This is a genomic window from Paenibacillus rhizoryzae (assembly GCF_059686995.1).
The window spans coordinates 141,455-158,909 of the sequence record NZ_JCAALT010000002.1; the positions used below are offsets into that span (position 1 = coordinate 141,455).

The window sequence follows — 17,455 nt, forward strand, 5'->3', positions numbered from 1 at the left end:
ACTCTAGTCCCCCTTTCTCTATTTGATGCCCGAATGTGCCATCGTCGCCATGACGCGGCGCTGCGAGAGCATGAAGAATACAATGTTCGGTACGAAAATAATTAAGCTTGCCGCAGCCGCGATCCCCTGCCCGACAACGTTATTCGCCGCGCCGTTCGTCAGCGTCGTAACATAATAGGGGAGCGTCTTCATCGATTCGATCGTCACGAACAAATTCGACGTTTCCGTCTGCGCCCAAGAAGCTTGAAACGCCAAGATCGCAACCGTTGCGGTAGCTGGCAGACACATCGGCATGATGATACGAACGAAGATCGTATATTCCCGGCCTCCGTCAATCTTCGTCGCTTCAATAAGTTCATTAGGAACCTGATCGACGAACTGCTTCAGCAAGAATACCCCGACAGGCATCGCAACCAGCGGCAGAATATGAGCCAGATACGTGTTCATAATGCCGATATGGGTAATGACCAAGTAGCGCGGAATCCCGACGGATTCAGGCGCGAACATGAGCGATACGATGATGAGGGCGTTAAGCGCCTTGCTGCCCGGGAAGGTGATTTTGGAGAAGGCATAGGCAGCCATCGTACTGATGAGAACAATCCCCGCCACCGTTGCGCCCGTAGTCAGAATGCTGTTGAACAAATAGCGGGTGAACGGAACAACTGCGGTGACGGACTGCTGAAACAGCTGCTGATAATTGAATAAGGTCGGGTTGACGACATAAAATTTCGGAGGGTATGCGAACAGCTCCCCGATCGGTTTGAACGCTTGGCTGAATACGAACAACACGGGCAGCAGCATGAACAAGCCGAGCAGCGTCAAGATAATGGTCGTGATGGTCTGGAACAAATCCCATTTGAATGTACGGCGGATGAAGCGGCGAATCGTGTGCGTGTTCATCGTTCATCCTCCTTCGTACCGAAGAGCAGGAAGGAAAACTTCGATGAGCCGTAAATCATTAACAGCAAGATTACAGACAACGCCGACGCATAGCCGAACTCGTACCGGACAAAAGCAAAATCGTCAATATGGTTCGTCATCAGATGGCCCGAATAGCTTGGTGTAATCAGCTGTCCGGTTGCCGTAGCGAGCAGTGTTCCGATGGCTCCGGCCTTCAACGTGCCTACGACGGCCATAACGGCGCCGAAGAGCATTTGCGGGCGGATTGCCGGAATCGTAATGTAGATGATCTCTTGCAGCCGGTTGGATATCCCGTCGATTTTGCCCGCTTCGTACATTTCTTGATTGACGGTCTGCAAACCGGCCAGCATCGCCAAGAAACCGACGCCCATGCTCGCCCACAACGATATGGCGATCATAATCGGCATGAAATAAGCCGGCTTCTGCAGCCATAGAATCGGAACATCGGACAAGCCCCATTTGAGCATCAGCTGGTTCAAATAACCGACCCGGTCCCCGCTGAACACGACGGTCCAGACGACGGTCATCGCAACGCCCTGGAAGATCGAAGGCGTATAGATTGCAAGTGCGAGCAAATCGCGAGCCGTCTTCGGCAGCTGATTAATGAGCCAAGCCAGCAGGAAACATAGGAGATAGCCGCCGGGACCGACGATGAGTGCAAACTGAATCGTATTCGGAATCGCGTATTGGAAGAAGATCCGATCCTGCGTCAGAATGGCTAAGAAATTATGCCAGCCCACAAACTCAGGCCTGGAGAACGCATCAAACGTATAGAAGGAAAGCGCGATTGCAGCCACTATCGGCACAACGATGAAGATGATGAATGTGATCATGAACGGTGCGACGAAGATATAACCGGCAACCGTCTCCCTGCGCATCCATCGCCTCGTCTTCTTCTCCGGGACCACAAGCGTTGCTTTGGATAACTCCACCTCGTAACTCATGGCTCCTCCCCTTTACCCGGGCTCGGCACATCCGGAATATCGATCGGATGAAGAACCTTCCCTACAGAATCCCGCATTTTGAATTCCACCTGCTTGCGCGCCATTTCCTGGTTGATGGCAATGATCGCTTTATCGAGCTCTTCCCTCGGTACCGCATTTGCCGCCACGACATTCTGCCAAGCAAATACGAGCTGTCTCGCCGTAAAATAACCGCCCGGCACATTCGGCGCTTCCTTGTACCATTTCCATTGCTCTAAAATGGCTGACAACTGAGAGCGCGGCCATGGCAACTTCGCAAAAGCGTCCATATTCGCTGAATTCCAGCGATATTCCGGTCCATAGATCGCTTCAATGTCGTTGCCGAACCGAACCTGCGTCTTCTCCGACGTCCACCACTGGAGGAACTTCCACGCTAGCTCTTGTTTCTCCGATTTCTTATAAATAATGCCGGCTTGCAGCGGACCTCCGGCCCAGCGAAGGATGATGCCGCTCTTCTCGTCCATGTTGCCCGGGATCGGCGCGATCTGCCATTTGCCGGCGATTTCCGGTGCAGCCACTTGCGTAAGTAAATACGTATTAAAGTCGGTAATCCCGATCGGCATATCGCCCAGACGGAAGTGGTTGAAGAAGCTCGGCACTTCCTTCGGCAGCTGGAACAAGGTAAACAGCTGCGTCCACTGCTTGAATCCTTTGAACGCGTCATCCGTATCAAGCCCTGAAACCAAGCCATCCTTACTATAGAGCTCCGCACCATTCTGATAGAGGAAAGAGAGGTAGTCCGCCGGCGTGTAAAAGAACTCATGTCCGCTCTGCTGCAAGGTCGGCAGCATCGTGTAAACATCCTCCCAGGTTTGCGGCGGCTTGAGCCCCAGCTCATCTAAGATGTCGGTACGGTACATCATGATTTTGAAGTTTTGCGTTTCCGGCAGCGCGTAATTGCCCTTATCGTAGTGGAACACACGCATCGCGCCCGGGTTGAACGCTTTGATTGTATCGCTGTAGCCTGGCATCTTCGTCAAGTCAGCCAGTGCGCCGCGCATCGCGAAGTCACCGACTACGCCGCCGTCAACGCCGAGCGCGGCATCCGGCTGATTACCGGCGAGATTCCCAAGAATGAGCATATTCGGATCCGGTACGATATTCACGTTGACATGAATGCCGGTTGCCGGCGTGAACGTTTCATCGGCGAGCTGTTGAATAAGCCGCACATAATTTCGGCCTCTATTCACCCAGACATCGATAGCCTTCGGATCATCCCGTGTAAAGTTGTAATCAATAACGAAGGAACGGTAGAAATTGACCGCCGTATTCCCGAGCTTCTGCCATAGATTCGGTACCGCCTGAGGCAGCTCTGCCCCCGGCTGCGACACCCATAAGTAATCCAGCATAAGCGGCTGATCCAGCATCCGAAACGCCCAGCTGCTCAGCTTCTGCTGCGTCGTCGCGAACAGCTGCAATTCGCTCGGGATTTGCCGGATACGGCTCTTCATATTGTTGAATTCATAAGCGGCAGCGCGGAACGACGATTCAACATCTGATTCCCCGATTGTCAGCCCCGACAAGCGGTCTGCCAGCCCTGTCAAATCCGTTTCGATCTCCGTCAGACGTTCCTCGATATCCGGGATATATTTCTCGAGCTGCCAATCGCGGTTTAGATCGACATTGCCCCCGCTCGTATAGGAACGCTCGTAATTACCCGTCACCTTACGGATGCGCTGCTCCAGCGCTGAGATACGATTCAGGTTCCGCAGGAGCCCTTCATAGATCGGCTTCATCGGCGCCGCTGTTGGGCTGATGCGTACGGTGTGCTTCCCTTTGGTCAGTTGGAACAGGAACGGCTTGCCCTGTTGATCGGCCAGCGATTTCCCTGCCCAGCCCCATGATTTGCTGTAGGCAAACTGCACATCCAGCAGTTCCTTGAACGGTGTTTGGCCATCAATCATGATCGACTCATTCGTATAGGAATTGTTCAGAAACGCCTGCTTGAATTTAAAGCCTAGCTCATACAAGCCCGTCGCCGGCACTTCGATTTCCCATTCTGCCCATTGGCCCGAGATTCGGAACTGCTCCCCGCCCATTGCGTTGTAATGGATCAATCCTTCCGGATCAGGCGAGATGAGGGCATCGCTGACCGATTGCAGCTGAATCGAGGTGTTGGACTTGGCACTCATCTGCTCCGCTTCGACCAGCTGCACGAAATCCCCGTTCTGTGCCGCCGCAGGATAATCGCTTGCCACCTCGGCGTACGCCGGAATTTGCAGCGGCGAATCCGCATAAAGCGACTTCAGCAGCATCGCGCTCTGCTGATTCACAAGGCGCACCGTGTGCACGCCTTTCGTGAAATACCATTTGAGCGGAGCGATATCTGCTGTATAGTCCGCAAGCCGCACGTCCTGCTGCTCCTTCACAATCGTCGATTGCGGCAAAATATCATTCCCGAACTCATCTCGTTTGAGCGGATAGCCTTGGTATACAAACTTATGCTTCAAGCGGATATTGTCCGCTTCCAGGAATGGCAGTTTGCCGTCGATATACACGCCGCGGATGATATCCGTGACCGCATCATCGGCCGATTCATAGACCACGCCGAGATTGTAAAGCCCGTCCTCCGGAAACGTTAGCTGATAGTCGATCCAGCTCTCGCCGTCCTTCCAGAGCAGCCCGTCATCCGTCTTCGTAAAATGGCTCTCGTCGGAAACCGCTGCAAAAGCAGATGCATCGACCGAAATTCGCTCCGGCAGCGCTACGGCATCACTGAGCGATTTCCCTTTGGTCGCCTGCCATTCCAAATACGTAGGCATATTGCCATTAATATAATCCTTCTCTGTCAGAACCGGCGCGGGACCGGCAGGGCCGTCAGCCATGATATAAGGCGGAACGCCGCCAAACAGCAGCAGTGAGGCCAGAATCGCAAAAGAGGCCATTCGTCTCCAGAGCAAGCTGCGAGGGACAATCGAAACACCTTGGTTTGGGCTTGGGATCAGCATAACGCTTCCTCCGTCTGTGGATCGAAGAAGTGAATCTGCTCCATGTCGAATGCGACCGTCACCGTGTCTCCTTCCGCAAAACGTCTGCGCGGCTCGACGCGCACGACAAGCTTGTGATCCTCGTTATTCAGATGTAAATAGGCGTCGGAGCCCAGTAATTCTCGAATTTCAATGGTAGCGCTCAACCACCTGCCCTCATAAGACTCCCTATCCGCTCCATCACGCAGGACGGTCATCGTTTCGGCTCTTACGCCCAGGATGATCTTTTTGTCCAGATAGTGCTCCGCGCGGATTTGCGCCGACGTCGCAGCCGGAATTTCGAGCGAATACCGTTTCGTATCGAAAAACGTTTTGGAATCCCACTTGCGGATATGCCCGTGAATGAAATTCATGGGCGGTGTCCCGATAAAGCTGGCAACGAACATATTGGCGGGATGACTGTAGATGTCCTCAGGTGTCGCAACCTGCTGAATGAGGCCCTGCTTCATGACAACGATTCTGGTTCCCATCGTCATCGCTTCAATCTGATCATGCGTCACGTAAATCGTCGTTTTCTTCAGCTGCCGGTGCAGCTTCGTCAATTCCTCCCGCATCTGAACACGAAGCTTCGCATCCAAGTTCGATAGCGGTTCATCCATTAAGAACACTTCCGGTTCGCGTACCATGGCGCGGCCAAGCGCCACGCGCTGTCTCTGACCGCCTGACATTTGTCTGGGCTGTTTATGGAGATGAGCTTCAATTTCCAATACTTTGGCCGCTCTCGCTACCCGCTCCTCAATGACATGATGCGGAAGCTTGCGCAGACGCAGACCGAATGCGATGTTCTCGAATACCGTCATATGGGGATAAAGCGCGTAGTTCTGGAATACCATCGCGATATCGCGATCCTTGGACGACACATAATTGATCATCCGGTCGCCGATGTACATCTCGCCTTCGGTAATTTCCTCAAGACCCGCAAGCATACGCAGCAGCGTCGACTTTCCGCAGCCGGAAGGTCCGACGAGCACTAGAAACTCACCATCGGCAACTTCCAGATGGAAGTCATCTACCGATTTGCGCCCCTCGCCCGGATACCGTTTGGAGATATGGTTGAATAACACCTGTGCCATACGCACTAGCCCCCTCTGATCACAACAGTTAGCCTGCAAACCATAATCGCCTAAGCCTCAGGCGAATGCCCTTGGCTTAGACGATCGGTTTCGACTCGTACTCGTTTGCCTATTTCATTTTGGCCATCGCATCTGCAATCGCTTTGTTGGCTTTATCGGTTACAGTCGGGAAGTAGTCGTAGGCGGACGTCTCTTTCTGGAACGCATCCGTACCCCAAGCGCTGTTCGTTGACGATACTTCCGCTCCGCCCGGAATAAAGATGGTAGGATCAACTTCGCCGATTGATGCCGCATACAGAAGCGCATCCACGTTCAGCCCTTTGTATGTTTCCATTTGTTTAAAGTGATCCGTGATTTCCGGTACCGTGGAGTTCGGGAGCGAACCGCCGATATCCATCAGAATCTTCTGGCCTTCAACCGTAGCAGCCCAGAACTTCATGAATTGGAACGCTTGATCTTTGTGTTTGCCTGCTTTTGTCAGGAACATTGGGTTGTTGAAGGAAGTACCTACTTGTTTCGCTGTTCCTTTAGGCGTTGGCGCAATATCCCATTTGAATTTCCATTGGGATTTAAAGCCCGGAATCGTCGGCGATACGTGGTAGTAGAACGCTGCATGACCGGTGGCGAAGATGTCTCCTTCAAGGCCTGCATCCTTCACGCGTTTGTCATTAAGCATAATGCCGTCTTTGGAAACCCAGTCCATCATGAATTGATGATCATCCATGACGTTCTGATCGTTACCGACATAAGTGATGTTGTTCTGGAGATCGCCGTTCAAATCCATGATGTGTTCGGAATGTCCGTTGGAGGCAGCGATGTCCGCACCGGCAAAGATGGTGAGAATGACATCGTTCGCAATGCCCCATACTTTGTCTTCGGGGTGGGTAGCTTTCTTCGCCATGTCAACCAGATCCGTCCAGGACCAGTCATTCTTAGGAGCGTCAATGCCATATTTATCGAGGATGTCTTTGTTGTAGAAGAAGATGAAGGTGTCGTTGCCGCGGGATAGACCGTATTGCTTGCCTTGATATTGGAAAGGCTCAAGGATCCCTTTGCTGAATTGATACTCTTTGTACTCCGGATCTTCTAAGTAAGGTGTCAGATCTTCTGCTAAGCCTTGCTGTACGACATCGACGAAGGTCGGATTCCAGAAAATATCGATCGGCGTGCCGGCTGCAATGCTTTGCGTTACGGCTTTAATCGTGTCTGCACCCGGAGCGTTAAAGAGCCATTTGACCGTAATCCATGGATATTTGGCTGTGAAGGCATCGGAGATTTTGTGCCATTCCGGGCTGTCTGCCGGAACCCAAGTGGAGATCGTAATCTCAACAGGTGTTTTATCTACTTCTTGGACGGGCTCAGCGGCTGCGTTGTCCGCTTCGTTGTTTGCTGCTGCGGTGTCATTCGAGGTTGATGCCGTGTTCGTGGTGTTGTCTTTCGTATTCGTAGCGGCATTCTTGGCTGCGTTATTATTGTTATTATTGCCGGAAGAACAGGCTGCGACAAGCATGATTAACGTGAAAGCGATTACAAAAGAAATTGGCTTCAATGCGCTTCGTTTAAACAAAGGAATTCCCCCTTGATCGAAATAAAATCATGACCGTACCCTGCCATTCATCTTTCGGGAAGCCGCGCTATTCACTTTTCACGTGCTCAAGTCAGCTTATTGCTGCATCACCTCTTACAAAAGTATACTTAAGTAAATTCATCTTATACCCAATACTACAACATACTTTTACATTATACAATATGTTATTTCAACAATTAAAGTATACTTTTATGTCGAAAATTCAGGTAAAGCTGTCTTCGCTTCGCCTGTACTCCCCCGTATGATCAATTGCGGCACAATTTCATCTCGCATCTGCTCGCTTTTCCGTTCGAACAGCAAAATTTGTGCCGCACGCCTGCCAAGCAGCAGCGTGTTCTGATTGATCGTCGTGAGGCTTGGGATCGTAAATTGACTGACCAGAATATCATCGTAGCCGATAATGCTGATGTCGTCCGGTACGATCAGCCCTCTTTTGCCCGCTGCCTTGATCGCACCGATTGCCTTGCTGTCGCTTGTCGCAAATATAGCCGTCGGCCGCTGCGCAAGCGACATCAGCTTGTTCAGTCCTTCGGCCCCCATCTGCTCTGACTCGCGCTCCCCATCGAGCACGCAAACCAATTCCAAATCAAAGGCCACGCGGTGCTGCGTAAGCGCCAATTTGTAGCCCTGCAGACGGAGTGCGAACTCCTGATTCATCTCAACCGGCGATTTGCCCGTCAAAATAATGCCAATGCGCTCATGCCCCAGCGACAGCAAATGCTCCGTTGCCAAATATCCGCCTACGAAATTGTCTACAATCACATAAGGAATCTGTAAATGAGGGTAGTAGAAATGCACGGTGACGAGTCGTTTGCCCTCATCCTTCCACCGTTTGAGCAGGTCAAGCGGCATTTCGTTCCCATTCTTCAGGTGGGGGTGCAAGATGATGCCGATATCATCGCCCTCAGGCATTTGAAATTCATCATCCATCCCCCAAATGTAGAAGGGAATGCCGTGCAGCTCGCACTCTTCCTTGATCCCGGTCAATAAATCCGAGAAGAAACGGTGGTGATAGGCGGAGGCAATTTCATTGTTATAGACAAAATAAATCTGACTAAGCTCCGCCCGCTGCGAACCGTTAAGGGCCGCACGTTCGATTTCCAGCTTCAGAAAGCTGCCTTTCCCGCGCGTACGGCTAATAATCCCTTCATTCGCCAGCTCCGCTAATGCTCTGCGCGAAGTAATCTCTGAGGTGTTGTACAAACGGGCGAGCTCGATCTGGGTCGGCAGCGGCTCATTGTGGCGAATTTTGCCCTCTGCGATCTGCCGCTTAAGATCCTCGATGATATGCTGATAGACATGTTTTCTTTTTCCACGCACGAACATTCCTCCCTACCTGACCCACATTCATGCCATGGAGTGCTCGGTTTCCTCCTGCGGGACAATGCGAAGCGGATAATTGGCAGCTGTATCGATCCGGTAGTTTGAAGGTACCTCGGCGGTGCCGGTAAGCCCGTCCGGACCGGTCTTCCACTTGATCGCGATGGTTTGGCCGCCCGGTAAAGGCAGAACCGCTTCCGCCTCATCGACCCCTTCATAAGGAGACTTCAGATGAATGACCCCGCTCCCCAGATCGGATAAATCTGCGCCAAATACGAGCTCATTGAGTAAGTACGCCGGCGATGCTCCCCAGCCATGGCAAGCGCTGACCGGAATGCCCTCTTGCAGATAGGTCGGTGTATGTCCTTGATAAGTGCTCGGAACGGTACAGGCCGGCATCTCCGCATCGAAGGTTTCCCACCAGGTCGTCGCTCCGCGGCTCAGCATCTCGCCCCAATAGCTGCGAATGAGAGACAGCGCTTGTTCTCGGCGTCCGACATTGCGCAGTACCTCGAGCACGATATGCTGGAAGAAAGGTCCTCTGACAGGCGGGAGTTGCTTAGTAAAGTAGTAGTCGTCCAGGAAACGGTTCGTCTCCTCTACCGTCATGATGCCGCACCATGCTGCCATGAAGTTCGTTTGCAGCGAATAATTGCCGGACAGGGAATTGCCGGACAAGCAATCCGCGAACAACCCTTTCTCTTCTACCCAAAGATGCGTACGAATCGCTTCCGCCAGGTTGAGCGCTTCGGCTTCCGCCTGCTCCGCCTTGCCATTCGCCCGATCCAGCTCGCGCATGATATCGGAGTAGGCTTTCAGCGCCTTGTAGCGCAGGAAGGAGATCGCGGCCACCTTGTCACGGCGGTCGATATCGTCCGTCCAATCGATAAAGCACCAATATCCGGGCCGATCTGCCCGCGCGAACAGTCCGGTATCGTCGCTTTGCTGTCTGAACCAGTCGATCAATCGGTCGGTAACCGGTTGAAGCTCGGCAAGCAGCGACGTATCGCCGGAGTAACGCCAATAATCATGTAAGCCGATTAGCCAATAGGCGCAGAAATCCGGCAGCAGCATACCGTTATGCTCCGGTCCGGTTCCCGGAATCGAGCCGTCCGCCAGCTGGATGCGGGCGCCTTGCAGCAAACATTTGCGCAGCAGCGCCGTGTCTGCGAAGTTGGCGTAGATGATTTTGCCCATGACCATGGAATCCACCACCCACAACGCCTTCTCGCGCCAAGGGCAATCCTCCGTATGATCGTGGGAGTTCATTCGTGTCGTATATAAACTCACCTCGTGGATTCGGTTCAGCACGTCATCCGAGCTGCCAAACTGTGTCTGTCTAGTGAATGGATAGCCGACTTTCTCGCTGCTAAGCGAAGTGACGGCGACAGGAACAGGAGTCGCCATGAACGTGAGCTTCAAGTAATGGAACACGCGTCTGCCGAATGGCCGTAGACGCTGGATGCCCCGTTTAAGCACGAAGGTGTCCACCTCCTGCAGCTCCAGCGACTCTCCATATGCGATTCGGATGACGCCGCCTTCCGGAGCGTCAACCTCGAGTACAGGTCTGCCGACCACAATGCGGCTGAAGTCGAATACAACAGCAGGCATGGAGCCTGGTTTTGAAGCGTCCGCTTGAAGCGCGGCGGGCGAGTTTGGTTCCGCAGCATCTTGCGTGTCCGCTGAGGCTAGGAGGGATTCCGGTCCCGTTATATTGCCGAGGTTTAGTTCTGTACGTATAATAGCGGAGGCTTGGCAAGCCTCGGTTGCGAGGAACGGGATTTCACGTGCAATCAGGCGCGGCCATGGACTGTTTGGGTCGCCGGCTTGAGCAAGCTCCTGCGAATCCGCCCATGCTGAATCGTCATATTGGGGCAACTGCCATTCATCCTCTTGCTGCGCCAGATAGATCTCTTTGAAGCCGCCCCATAAACTGATCCGTTCATTGGTTGTGCGGAAGCGAGGCGACAATCGGGATTTCCATGAACGGTCCGTAGCCGAGATGACGGTTACGGCCGCTGCATTTGTATCCTCGACCATGAGCTGTGCGATGAAGCCCGCTTCGCCTTGCATCTGGTTCGTTATAATGTTGGACTCGCCGAATTGGTAGCAAAGCACCGCAATCACATTATCGCCTGCTTGTAAATAACGACCGACTTCATAAGAGTCGAAATACTGATACTCCGGCGTACATGGCGAAGGCCCGCGTCCGACCCATTGTCCGTTGATCCAGAGATTGTACTCAAGCCTTGCCGACAAATGGAGCACCGGTTGTTGCGCAAGCTCCGATGGCTCAAGATGAATTACTTTACGGAAATCAACATATTGGTTTTTGCAATCGCCGCGCTGCTCCAGCCAAATCCAGTTCGCATCCCATCTCATAGCCGATCTCCTCTATGTCCAATTTGCTTAAACTGACAACCTAAGATGAGTTAAGTATATTATGCATTCTATATATTATCAATACGTATACATTATATTTTTAATGTATAAGAAAAAGAGCCATACTTATCACCTAATGATGATTAAGTACGACTCTTTGGCGTTTCGTGCTATGAAAATATAGGTTGCCTTATCGTTCGCGCAACGCTTCAATAGCTTCTTCATCGAGCTCAATGCCAAGACCCGGCGCTTGCGGCAGCAGCACTTCGCCGTCTTTAAACGTAAATAAGCCCGGCTTCTTAAGAATGCGATCGATATTCGCAACCGTTTCTTCCGGCGTAAGCGGCGGGAATATAAGCGCATACTCCAGCATGGAGCAAGAAGCGATGGAGGCTCCGACTTGCATCGTCGTCGTCCAGTCCAGACCACTCGTTCCATGAAGTATACATGGAACGCCGAAAGCTTCGGCGAGTATGCCAGCCTTCCGGCAAGGCCAAATTCCTCCGCTGATCGCTGCATCCGGCTGGAGGATATCGACGGCTTGATGGACTAAGTAATCTCTGAATATTGGCAGCTCTTGTGCGAATTCCCCGCCCGTAATCGGAATATCGACTTCCTCTGCCAGGCGACGGTAGGAGGCCAGATCATCGCGCGCGAATGGCTCCTCCAGCCAATTCGCATCGACCGCTTCCAAGCCGCGCGCAACCTGAAGCGCCTGCTCATAGGTCCAGATCCAGCCCGGCAGATGCGCGGTTCGATCCAGCATCAGCTCCACTTTATCGCGGCCGCCGATCCGTTTGCGCACCAGCTCCAGCACGCGCACATCATCCATCGGATCCGGCCGCCATGCGCGGATTTTAAACCGTTTATGGCCCATCTCATAATAACGAACGAGCTGCTCGGCTTGATCCTCGATGGCAATATGCGATTGATCGGATTCCCCCGGCCAAACGCAGGTCAAATAATAAGGCATCGTTTCTATGGCGCTGCCCAGCAGCGAGCGAACCGGGAGACCTGCCGCCTTGCCGGCAATATCCCACAGAGCGTGCTCGACAGACGGGCAGCCTGCAAGCGCGCCGCTTTGCAAATGCGCTTCGATGTCGAGCGGGCTCTTGCCGAGCAAACGCGGTTTCACCTGCTGCTCCAGCTTGCTCGCATCCGTTAACCGAAATCCGTAGCCGGTGATGCCTTGGTCGGTTTGGATCCGGGTTAGACCTACGCTCGTTACGCGAAGATCATCCGGCTGAGTTGGCGGCGGGGCTAATCGAACTGTAAACGTTTCGATATTCGTAATTCTCATCCTGGCTCACTCCAATTCATGATTATGAATGATAAGTATACTGTAGGCGGAATTATGTCAATTCAAAGTATACAGCGATAAAGCAGTCTTGTAAATTAACAATCACGCCTCGCTGTATGGACGATACCTGCTACCTTTCTTCCAAAGAGCGCTAATCCGCAACAAAAAACCTCTGTATCCACCTCGTAAGTGGACACAGAGGTCTCTTCCCAATCACGTCTAACGCATGAACTAGCTGCCCAACTCCATCTTTCGCGCACCGGTGCTTCGATGGTAGAGAATGAACGCAAACAAACCGACGAAGCCGAACAAACTTGCAGCATAGAGCAGCGAAGGGATGGGCAGCGTCTCCGACAAGGAAGTGCTGAGCAGCGGCCCGATACTTCCGCGGATCCCGAACAGCATAAGATGAAGGCCGAATACGACGGCCTCACGCCCCGGAGCCAGCCGGAACACGTAGGCCAGGAAGCCGATATCCCAGATCGCATCCCCAAGGCCTTGAATGCCGCTGCCAATCAGAACAGCCGGCAAATTGCCGAAGATCGCATACAGTATCGGTACGATCGCGAAAGCAGCTAATCCATAAGCAACCGTTTGTTTGGCCGACAGCTTATCGATCACACTGCCGACTACAAAGTAGGAAATGAGCAAACAGGTAAAATAAGTCGCGCGCGCATAGCCGATTTCCGTATTCGTAAGCTCCAGCCTATTGACTTGAATGATTTGATACAGCGGCTGAGCGATAATGTTACCGAAACCAGTAAACGTACAGGCAAGGAAGAAAATCGCCAGCTCGCGGTTCTGCTTGATGAGCTGCAGCTGTTCCTTCAATGAAGCACGCTTCGCGGCGTGCAGCCTGGAGGGGGCTTCCTTACGTGCTTTCACCTTCGAGAACACGAGAATGGAGATGACACCTGTAATAGAAGCAAACAACAGCGGCCCGGACGGCCCGGACGCATCTGTCCACTTGCCAATTAGGAATGCAGTCGGAATCATAATGATTCCCATGGCCACCCTCGTATTGCCCATCAGCTTCCCGCGATGCTCAGGCGGATACATGCGGACGACCATCGAAGCATAAGCCGGTGCCTGCACCCCCATCAGCATATGGAAGGATAACGCTGCGACGACATAAATGAAGGGTACGCCGAAAAAGGCCGGCAGAATGATCAATGCCCTTGCAATCAAATTCGGAATAATAATAAATGGCTTCGGATCCCCTGAACGTTCAATCCAGCTTGCCCACATCGGAGAAAGCAGCAATCCAATTGCCGGAGCCGCCGACAGCAGTCCAACCTGAATATTTGATGCTCCTTGCTGAATCGCCATCGGGATGTAAAACTGGTTGAATACAACATTAAAGAAACTAAACAACACCGAAGCTGTGGCATCAAAACGGAAATTATGCCAGGCTCGCGGGCCAAGCTGCAGCTGCAGTGTCGAGACTAGCGATTTTATGGCATTCATATGCTATCGTTACCCTTCATATTCGATCATTTTTCAGAGTATAGTATAACACTCCTGGCGTCTTTTGGCGTCTATTTTCCATTTTGACAAACCATCTTGCATGGGAGCATAATGAACGTTGAGAGATTACCAGATCAAGCTCGTGTTAGGAGGATTTCAACATGCCGCTTTGGCGCCTTAAACGGCTATTTCAGATGAGGCCGTTTATTTTTTTCACCCTTATTTTAGTCATCAAAACAACATTAGCATGGCTCGTCATCTTTGACGGAGGTCCATCCTGGACGCTGCTCGTCACAGAACTGCCATTCTTCTGGTTACTATTCTGCTTAATTGAATGGTTCGCCACCAAACGCAAACTGGCGTTGTATGTGACGGTCAATTTACTTGTCACCGCGATCTTGTTCGCCGTCATCATGTATTACAAATATTTTGGAATCATCGTGACCTACCATGCTCTCGAGCAGGTCAATCAGGTAACGGCCGTGAAGAGCAGCGTGTTTTCCCTGCTGGATCCTTACTATTTATTTATTTTTCTCGATATTTTTGTGTTTACCTTTCTGCTCATCAGACGATCGAAATTCCAGGGCTGGAAAACCTTCAGTCAAATCCCGCTTAGCCGGTCTGTGATTTCGCTTGTTTTCATTATTTCGCTCGCGTTGTGCCTCTTCAATATATTGCCCAATCGTGCAAGCATGAATGAAATTGTGAAAGCAGAAGAAATGGGCATTCTCAATTACGAGATCTATACGATTTTCGCGGAAGACAACACGCCGAATACGCCGATGAAAGAGATTACCCGTGAGCTCATCGATGAAACGAAAGGCATAACGGAGCCCGCAGCACCTAAATACGCAAACATTGCAAAAGGCAAAAATCTCATCATTTTACAAATGGAGTCCCTGCAGAACTTCTTAATTGGACTCAAAATCGACGGACAAGAAATTACGCCAAATATGAATAAACTCGCTCGCGAGCATATGTATTTCCCGAACTTCTACCAGCAGGTCGGCCAAGGCAACACCTCCGATGCCGAATTCGTCGTGAATACATCGTTCTATGTTCCGCCGCGCGGCGCTGCAACAATGGCTTACAGCGACAAGGAATTGCCAAGCCTTCCTAGAATCTTGGATCAGAACGGCTACCAGAATGCTACCTTCCATACGAATGTCGTGGAATTCTGGAACCGAATCGGACTTTATAAAGCACTTGGTTTTGACAAATACTATGATCAATCGTTCTTCGGCAAAGAAGACATGGTCTTCTTCGGTCCTTCCGACGAGGTGCTGTACAAGAAAACGGCCGAACAGCTTGATAAAATGCAGCAAGCCGGCAAACCGTTCTATGCGCAGATTATTTCCATGTCATCGCATCACCCCTTCACCATTCCCGAGGCGAAGTACAAGATGAAACTGCCGGAACGATATGAAGGAACATTCGTTGGCGATTATATCCGTGCCCAGAATTACGCCGACTATGCGCTTGGGTTGTTCGTGGACGATCTGAAGGCGCGCGGGATCTGGGATAACAGTGTATTCGTCACTTACGGCGATCATCTTGGTTTGCCGGTCTACTCGTTAGACAATGACGACAAGAAGCTGATGCGCGAAATCTATGGCCATGAATACGGATTTACCGACATGATTAACATTCCGCTAGTTATCTCTGCTCCTGGTATATCCGCACCGGAGAAGCTGCCGCAAATCGGCGGTCAATCGGATATTATGCCTACGGTTGCGAACTTGCTTGGCATTTCATTAGCCGATCACATTCATTTCGGTCAAGATTTGCTCAATCAAACGTCGAACATTTTGCCTGAGCGTTATTACTTGCCGTCCGGATCGATGATTAACGATCAAGAGTTATTCATCCCGGGGACGGCCTACAATGACGGCACGCATTATCCGCTGCATGGCAGCGTTCAGAAGGGATCAACCGTAACCGAGGATCAATACGATCGGGCGCTGAAGCTGCTTCATCTATCAGACAGCTATGTGAGCCAGCTGCCGCCGGTGAAACCTTAACTAACGTACTACAAGCATGTATGTATGCAAAAAAAAGCACTCTTCTCGCTAGCAGGCCATTACGCCGCTATTGAGGAGAGTGCTTTTTTCGGTGATCGATCAGTTCATCTGACCAAACAGACCGTATTTGATTTCGCAAACGGTGCCGCGACCCGATTTACTCGTGAATAGAATTTGCCCGCCCATTACCTTGACGAGGCTGACAACGACCATCAGACCAAGCCCTGTGCCTTTCTCCTTCGTGGTGAAGAACGGCATCCCGATTCGACTCAACTGCAATTTACTCATGCCCACACCGGTATCGGAAATTTGAATGCATACCTTCCCATTCTCAATCCGAGTCGAAATCGTCAACACGCCGCCTCCCGGCATCGCTTCAATCGCGTTCTTCATCAGGTTTAACAGACACTGCTGGAACTTCTTCGGCTCCCCCATAATGTAGAACGCTTGCTCTTGCTGATGCACAATTCGGATTTCAATGCTGGACATCACAGACAGCGGAGCTATCCATGGTATAAGTCCCTCAATCTCCGCGATGACATGTATGGGTCTTGCTTCTTCAATTGTCGGTTTCGCATAATTCAAGTAATCCGTTATGATCGCGTTCGCATGCTCGACTCCCTCCATGGCATGCAACCGATACCGTTCCATGGATTCGCTGTTAACGCCGGGCTTCGCCATCATTTGGAGAAATCCTTGTGTCGTCGTAAGCGGATTGCGGATTTCATGCGAAATCGATGCGGCCAGCTCACCGATCATGTGGTACTTCTCCGCTTTGTAGAGCTCCTCTTGCAGATTTTCCTGATTCCGTACTTTATAGCAGGTTAGGCTTACGATAACGGCAGAAATCATTGTACCCAGGAATAAGACTGCCATGTGAGCCGCATTCAGCTTATCATTGTCCGTATATACCATAAGGAAAACTGCGAAATGAATGAGCATAAAGAGCAGGACATAGCCCGTTGTCCGTAAAAGCTCGCTCTTCCATAACATCCGGTAATGGAACCATAGTCCCAGCAGTAACAATACGATGTTGCTGGCCAGATTCGCCTCCAGATCCGTACCCACAAGGAAGTTACCGCATAACGTAACTGTCGCACAAATGAGTATGCCGGGTATGGCCCCTTCGAACACCGACGCCATCATAATCCCGATCGGCATGAGATGAAGCGAATAAACAAGCGGATCTGTAGGCTCGATGATTTGATAAAAAGCGGACAGCACCGCCAGGATGACAGCGATCATCTGCTTTCTTCGCCGAGCCGACAGCATGGCCCTTGGGCTTATAAACAGAAAGGTACAAGATGCTAATATATAGAGCAAACCATGAAATTCATAAACTAGGATGGCGGACATGGATATCAAACACGACTCCCTTTAGTAGGATCGACCGTTAAATAGTAGAAAATAACC

11 protein-coding genes are annotated in these 17,455 nt (G+C 51.4%); 1 reads left to right on the plus strand and 10 read right to left on the minus strand.

All coding sequences use genetic code 11. The features are described from left to right. Nucleotides 1-18: 18 nt before the first annotated feature. From AC6ESO_RS05965 to AC6ESO_RS06005, 9 genes are all read right to left on the minus strand, one after another. On the minus strand, nucleotides 19-900 hold the full coding sequence (locus AC6ESO_RS05965; RefSeq protein ID WP_494818472.1) for an ABC transporter permease subunit: 882 nt from the start codon (nucleotides 898-900) through the stop codon (nucleotides 19-21). Then, nucleotides 897-1,865: a carbohydrate ABC transporter permease gene (locus AC6ESO_RS05970; protein WP_497090602.1), complete on the minus strand. Its 969-nt coding sequence runs from the start codon at nucleotides 1,863-1,865 to the stop codon at nucleotides 897-899. The genes AC6ESO_RS05965 and AC6ESO_RS05970 overlap by 4 nt, the downstream gene beginning before the upstream one ends. Then, nucleotides 1,862-4,852, minus strand: a complete 2,991-nt coding sequence (locus tag AC6ESO_RS05975; protein WP_497090603.1) for an extracellular solute-binding protein — start codon at nucleotides 4,850-4,852, stop codon at nucleotides 1,862-1,864. Before AC6ESO_RS05975 ends, AC6ESO_RS05970 begins: the two co-directional genes overlap by 4 nt. Next, complete coding sequence (locus AC6ESO_RS05980; RefSeq protein ID WP_497090604.1) at nucleotides 4,846-5,964, minus strand: ABC transporter ATP-binding protein; 1,119 nt, start codon at nucleotides 5,962-5,964, stop codon at nucleotides 4,846-4,848. Before AC6ESO_RS05980 ends, AC6ESO_RS05975 begins: the two co-directional genes overlap by 7 nt. 109 nt (nucleotides 5,965-6,073) lie before the next feature. Beyond that, nucleotides 6,074-7,531 (minus strand): ABC transporter substrate-binding protein, encoded by a 1,458-nt coding sequence (locus AC6ESO_RS05985; protein WP_494818468.1) that lies wholly within the window; start codon nucleotides 7,529-7,531, stop codon nucleotides 6,074-6,076. A 210-nt stretch (nucleotides 7,532-7,741) separates the two neighbouring features. After that, nucleotides 7,742-8,872, minus strand: a complete 1,131-nt coding sequence (locus AC6ESO_RS05990; protein WP_497090605.1) for a LacI family DNA-binding transcriptional regulator — start codon at nucleotides 8,870-8,872, stop codon at nucleotides 7,742-7,744. A 27-nt stretch (nucleotides 8,873-8,899) separates the two neighbouring features. Further along, entirely contained in the window at nucleotides 8,900-11,254 is a 2,355-nt protein-coding gene (locus AC6ESO_RS05995; RefSeq protein WP_497090606.1) for a family 78 glycoside hydrolase catalytic domain, read from the minus strand. A 190-nt stretch (nucleotides 11,255-11,444) separates the two neighbouring features. Further along, nucleotides 11,445-12,554 (minus strand): mandelate racemase/muconate lactonizing enzyme family protein, encoded by a 1,110-nt coding sequence (locus AC6ESO_RS06000; protein ID WP_497090607.1) that lies wholly within the window; start codon nucleotides 12,552-12,554, stop codon nucleotides 11,445-11,447. A gap of 231 nt (nucleotides 12,555-12,785) precedes the next feature. Next, nucleotides 12,786-14,021, minus strand: coding sequence for an MFS transporter (locus AC6ESO_RS06005; RefSeq protein ID WP_497090608.1), 1,236 nt, complete (start codon nucleotides 14,019-14,021; stop codon nucleotides 12,786-12,788). 161 nt (nucleotides 14,022-14,182) lie between these two features. On the opposite strand from AC6ESO_RS06005, the gene AC6ESO_RS06010 reads away from it, so the two are divergent. Beyond that, nucleotides 14,183-16,042, plus strand: a complete 1,860-nt coding sequence (locus AC6ESO_RS06010; RefSeq protein ID WP_497090609.1) for an LTA synthase family protein — start codon at nucleotides 14,183-14,185, stop codon at nucleotides 16,040-16,042. A gap of 99 nt (nucleotides 16,043-16,141) precedes the next feature. Here AC6ESO_RS06010 and AC6ESO_RS06015 read toward each other — a convergent pair whose 3' ends face one another. Then, on the minus strand, nucleotides 16,142-17,287 hold the full coding sequence (locus AC6ESO_RS06015; protein WP_497090610.1) for an ATP-binding protein: 1,146 nt from the start codon (nucleotides 17,285-17,287) through the stop codon (nucleotides 16,142-16,144). Between the last annotated feature and the right edge of the window lie 168 nt (nucleotides 17,288-17,455).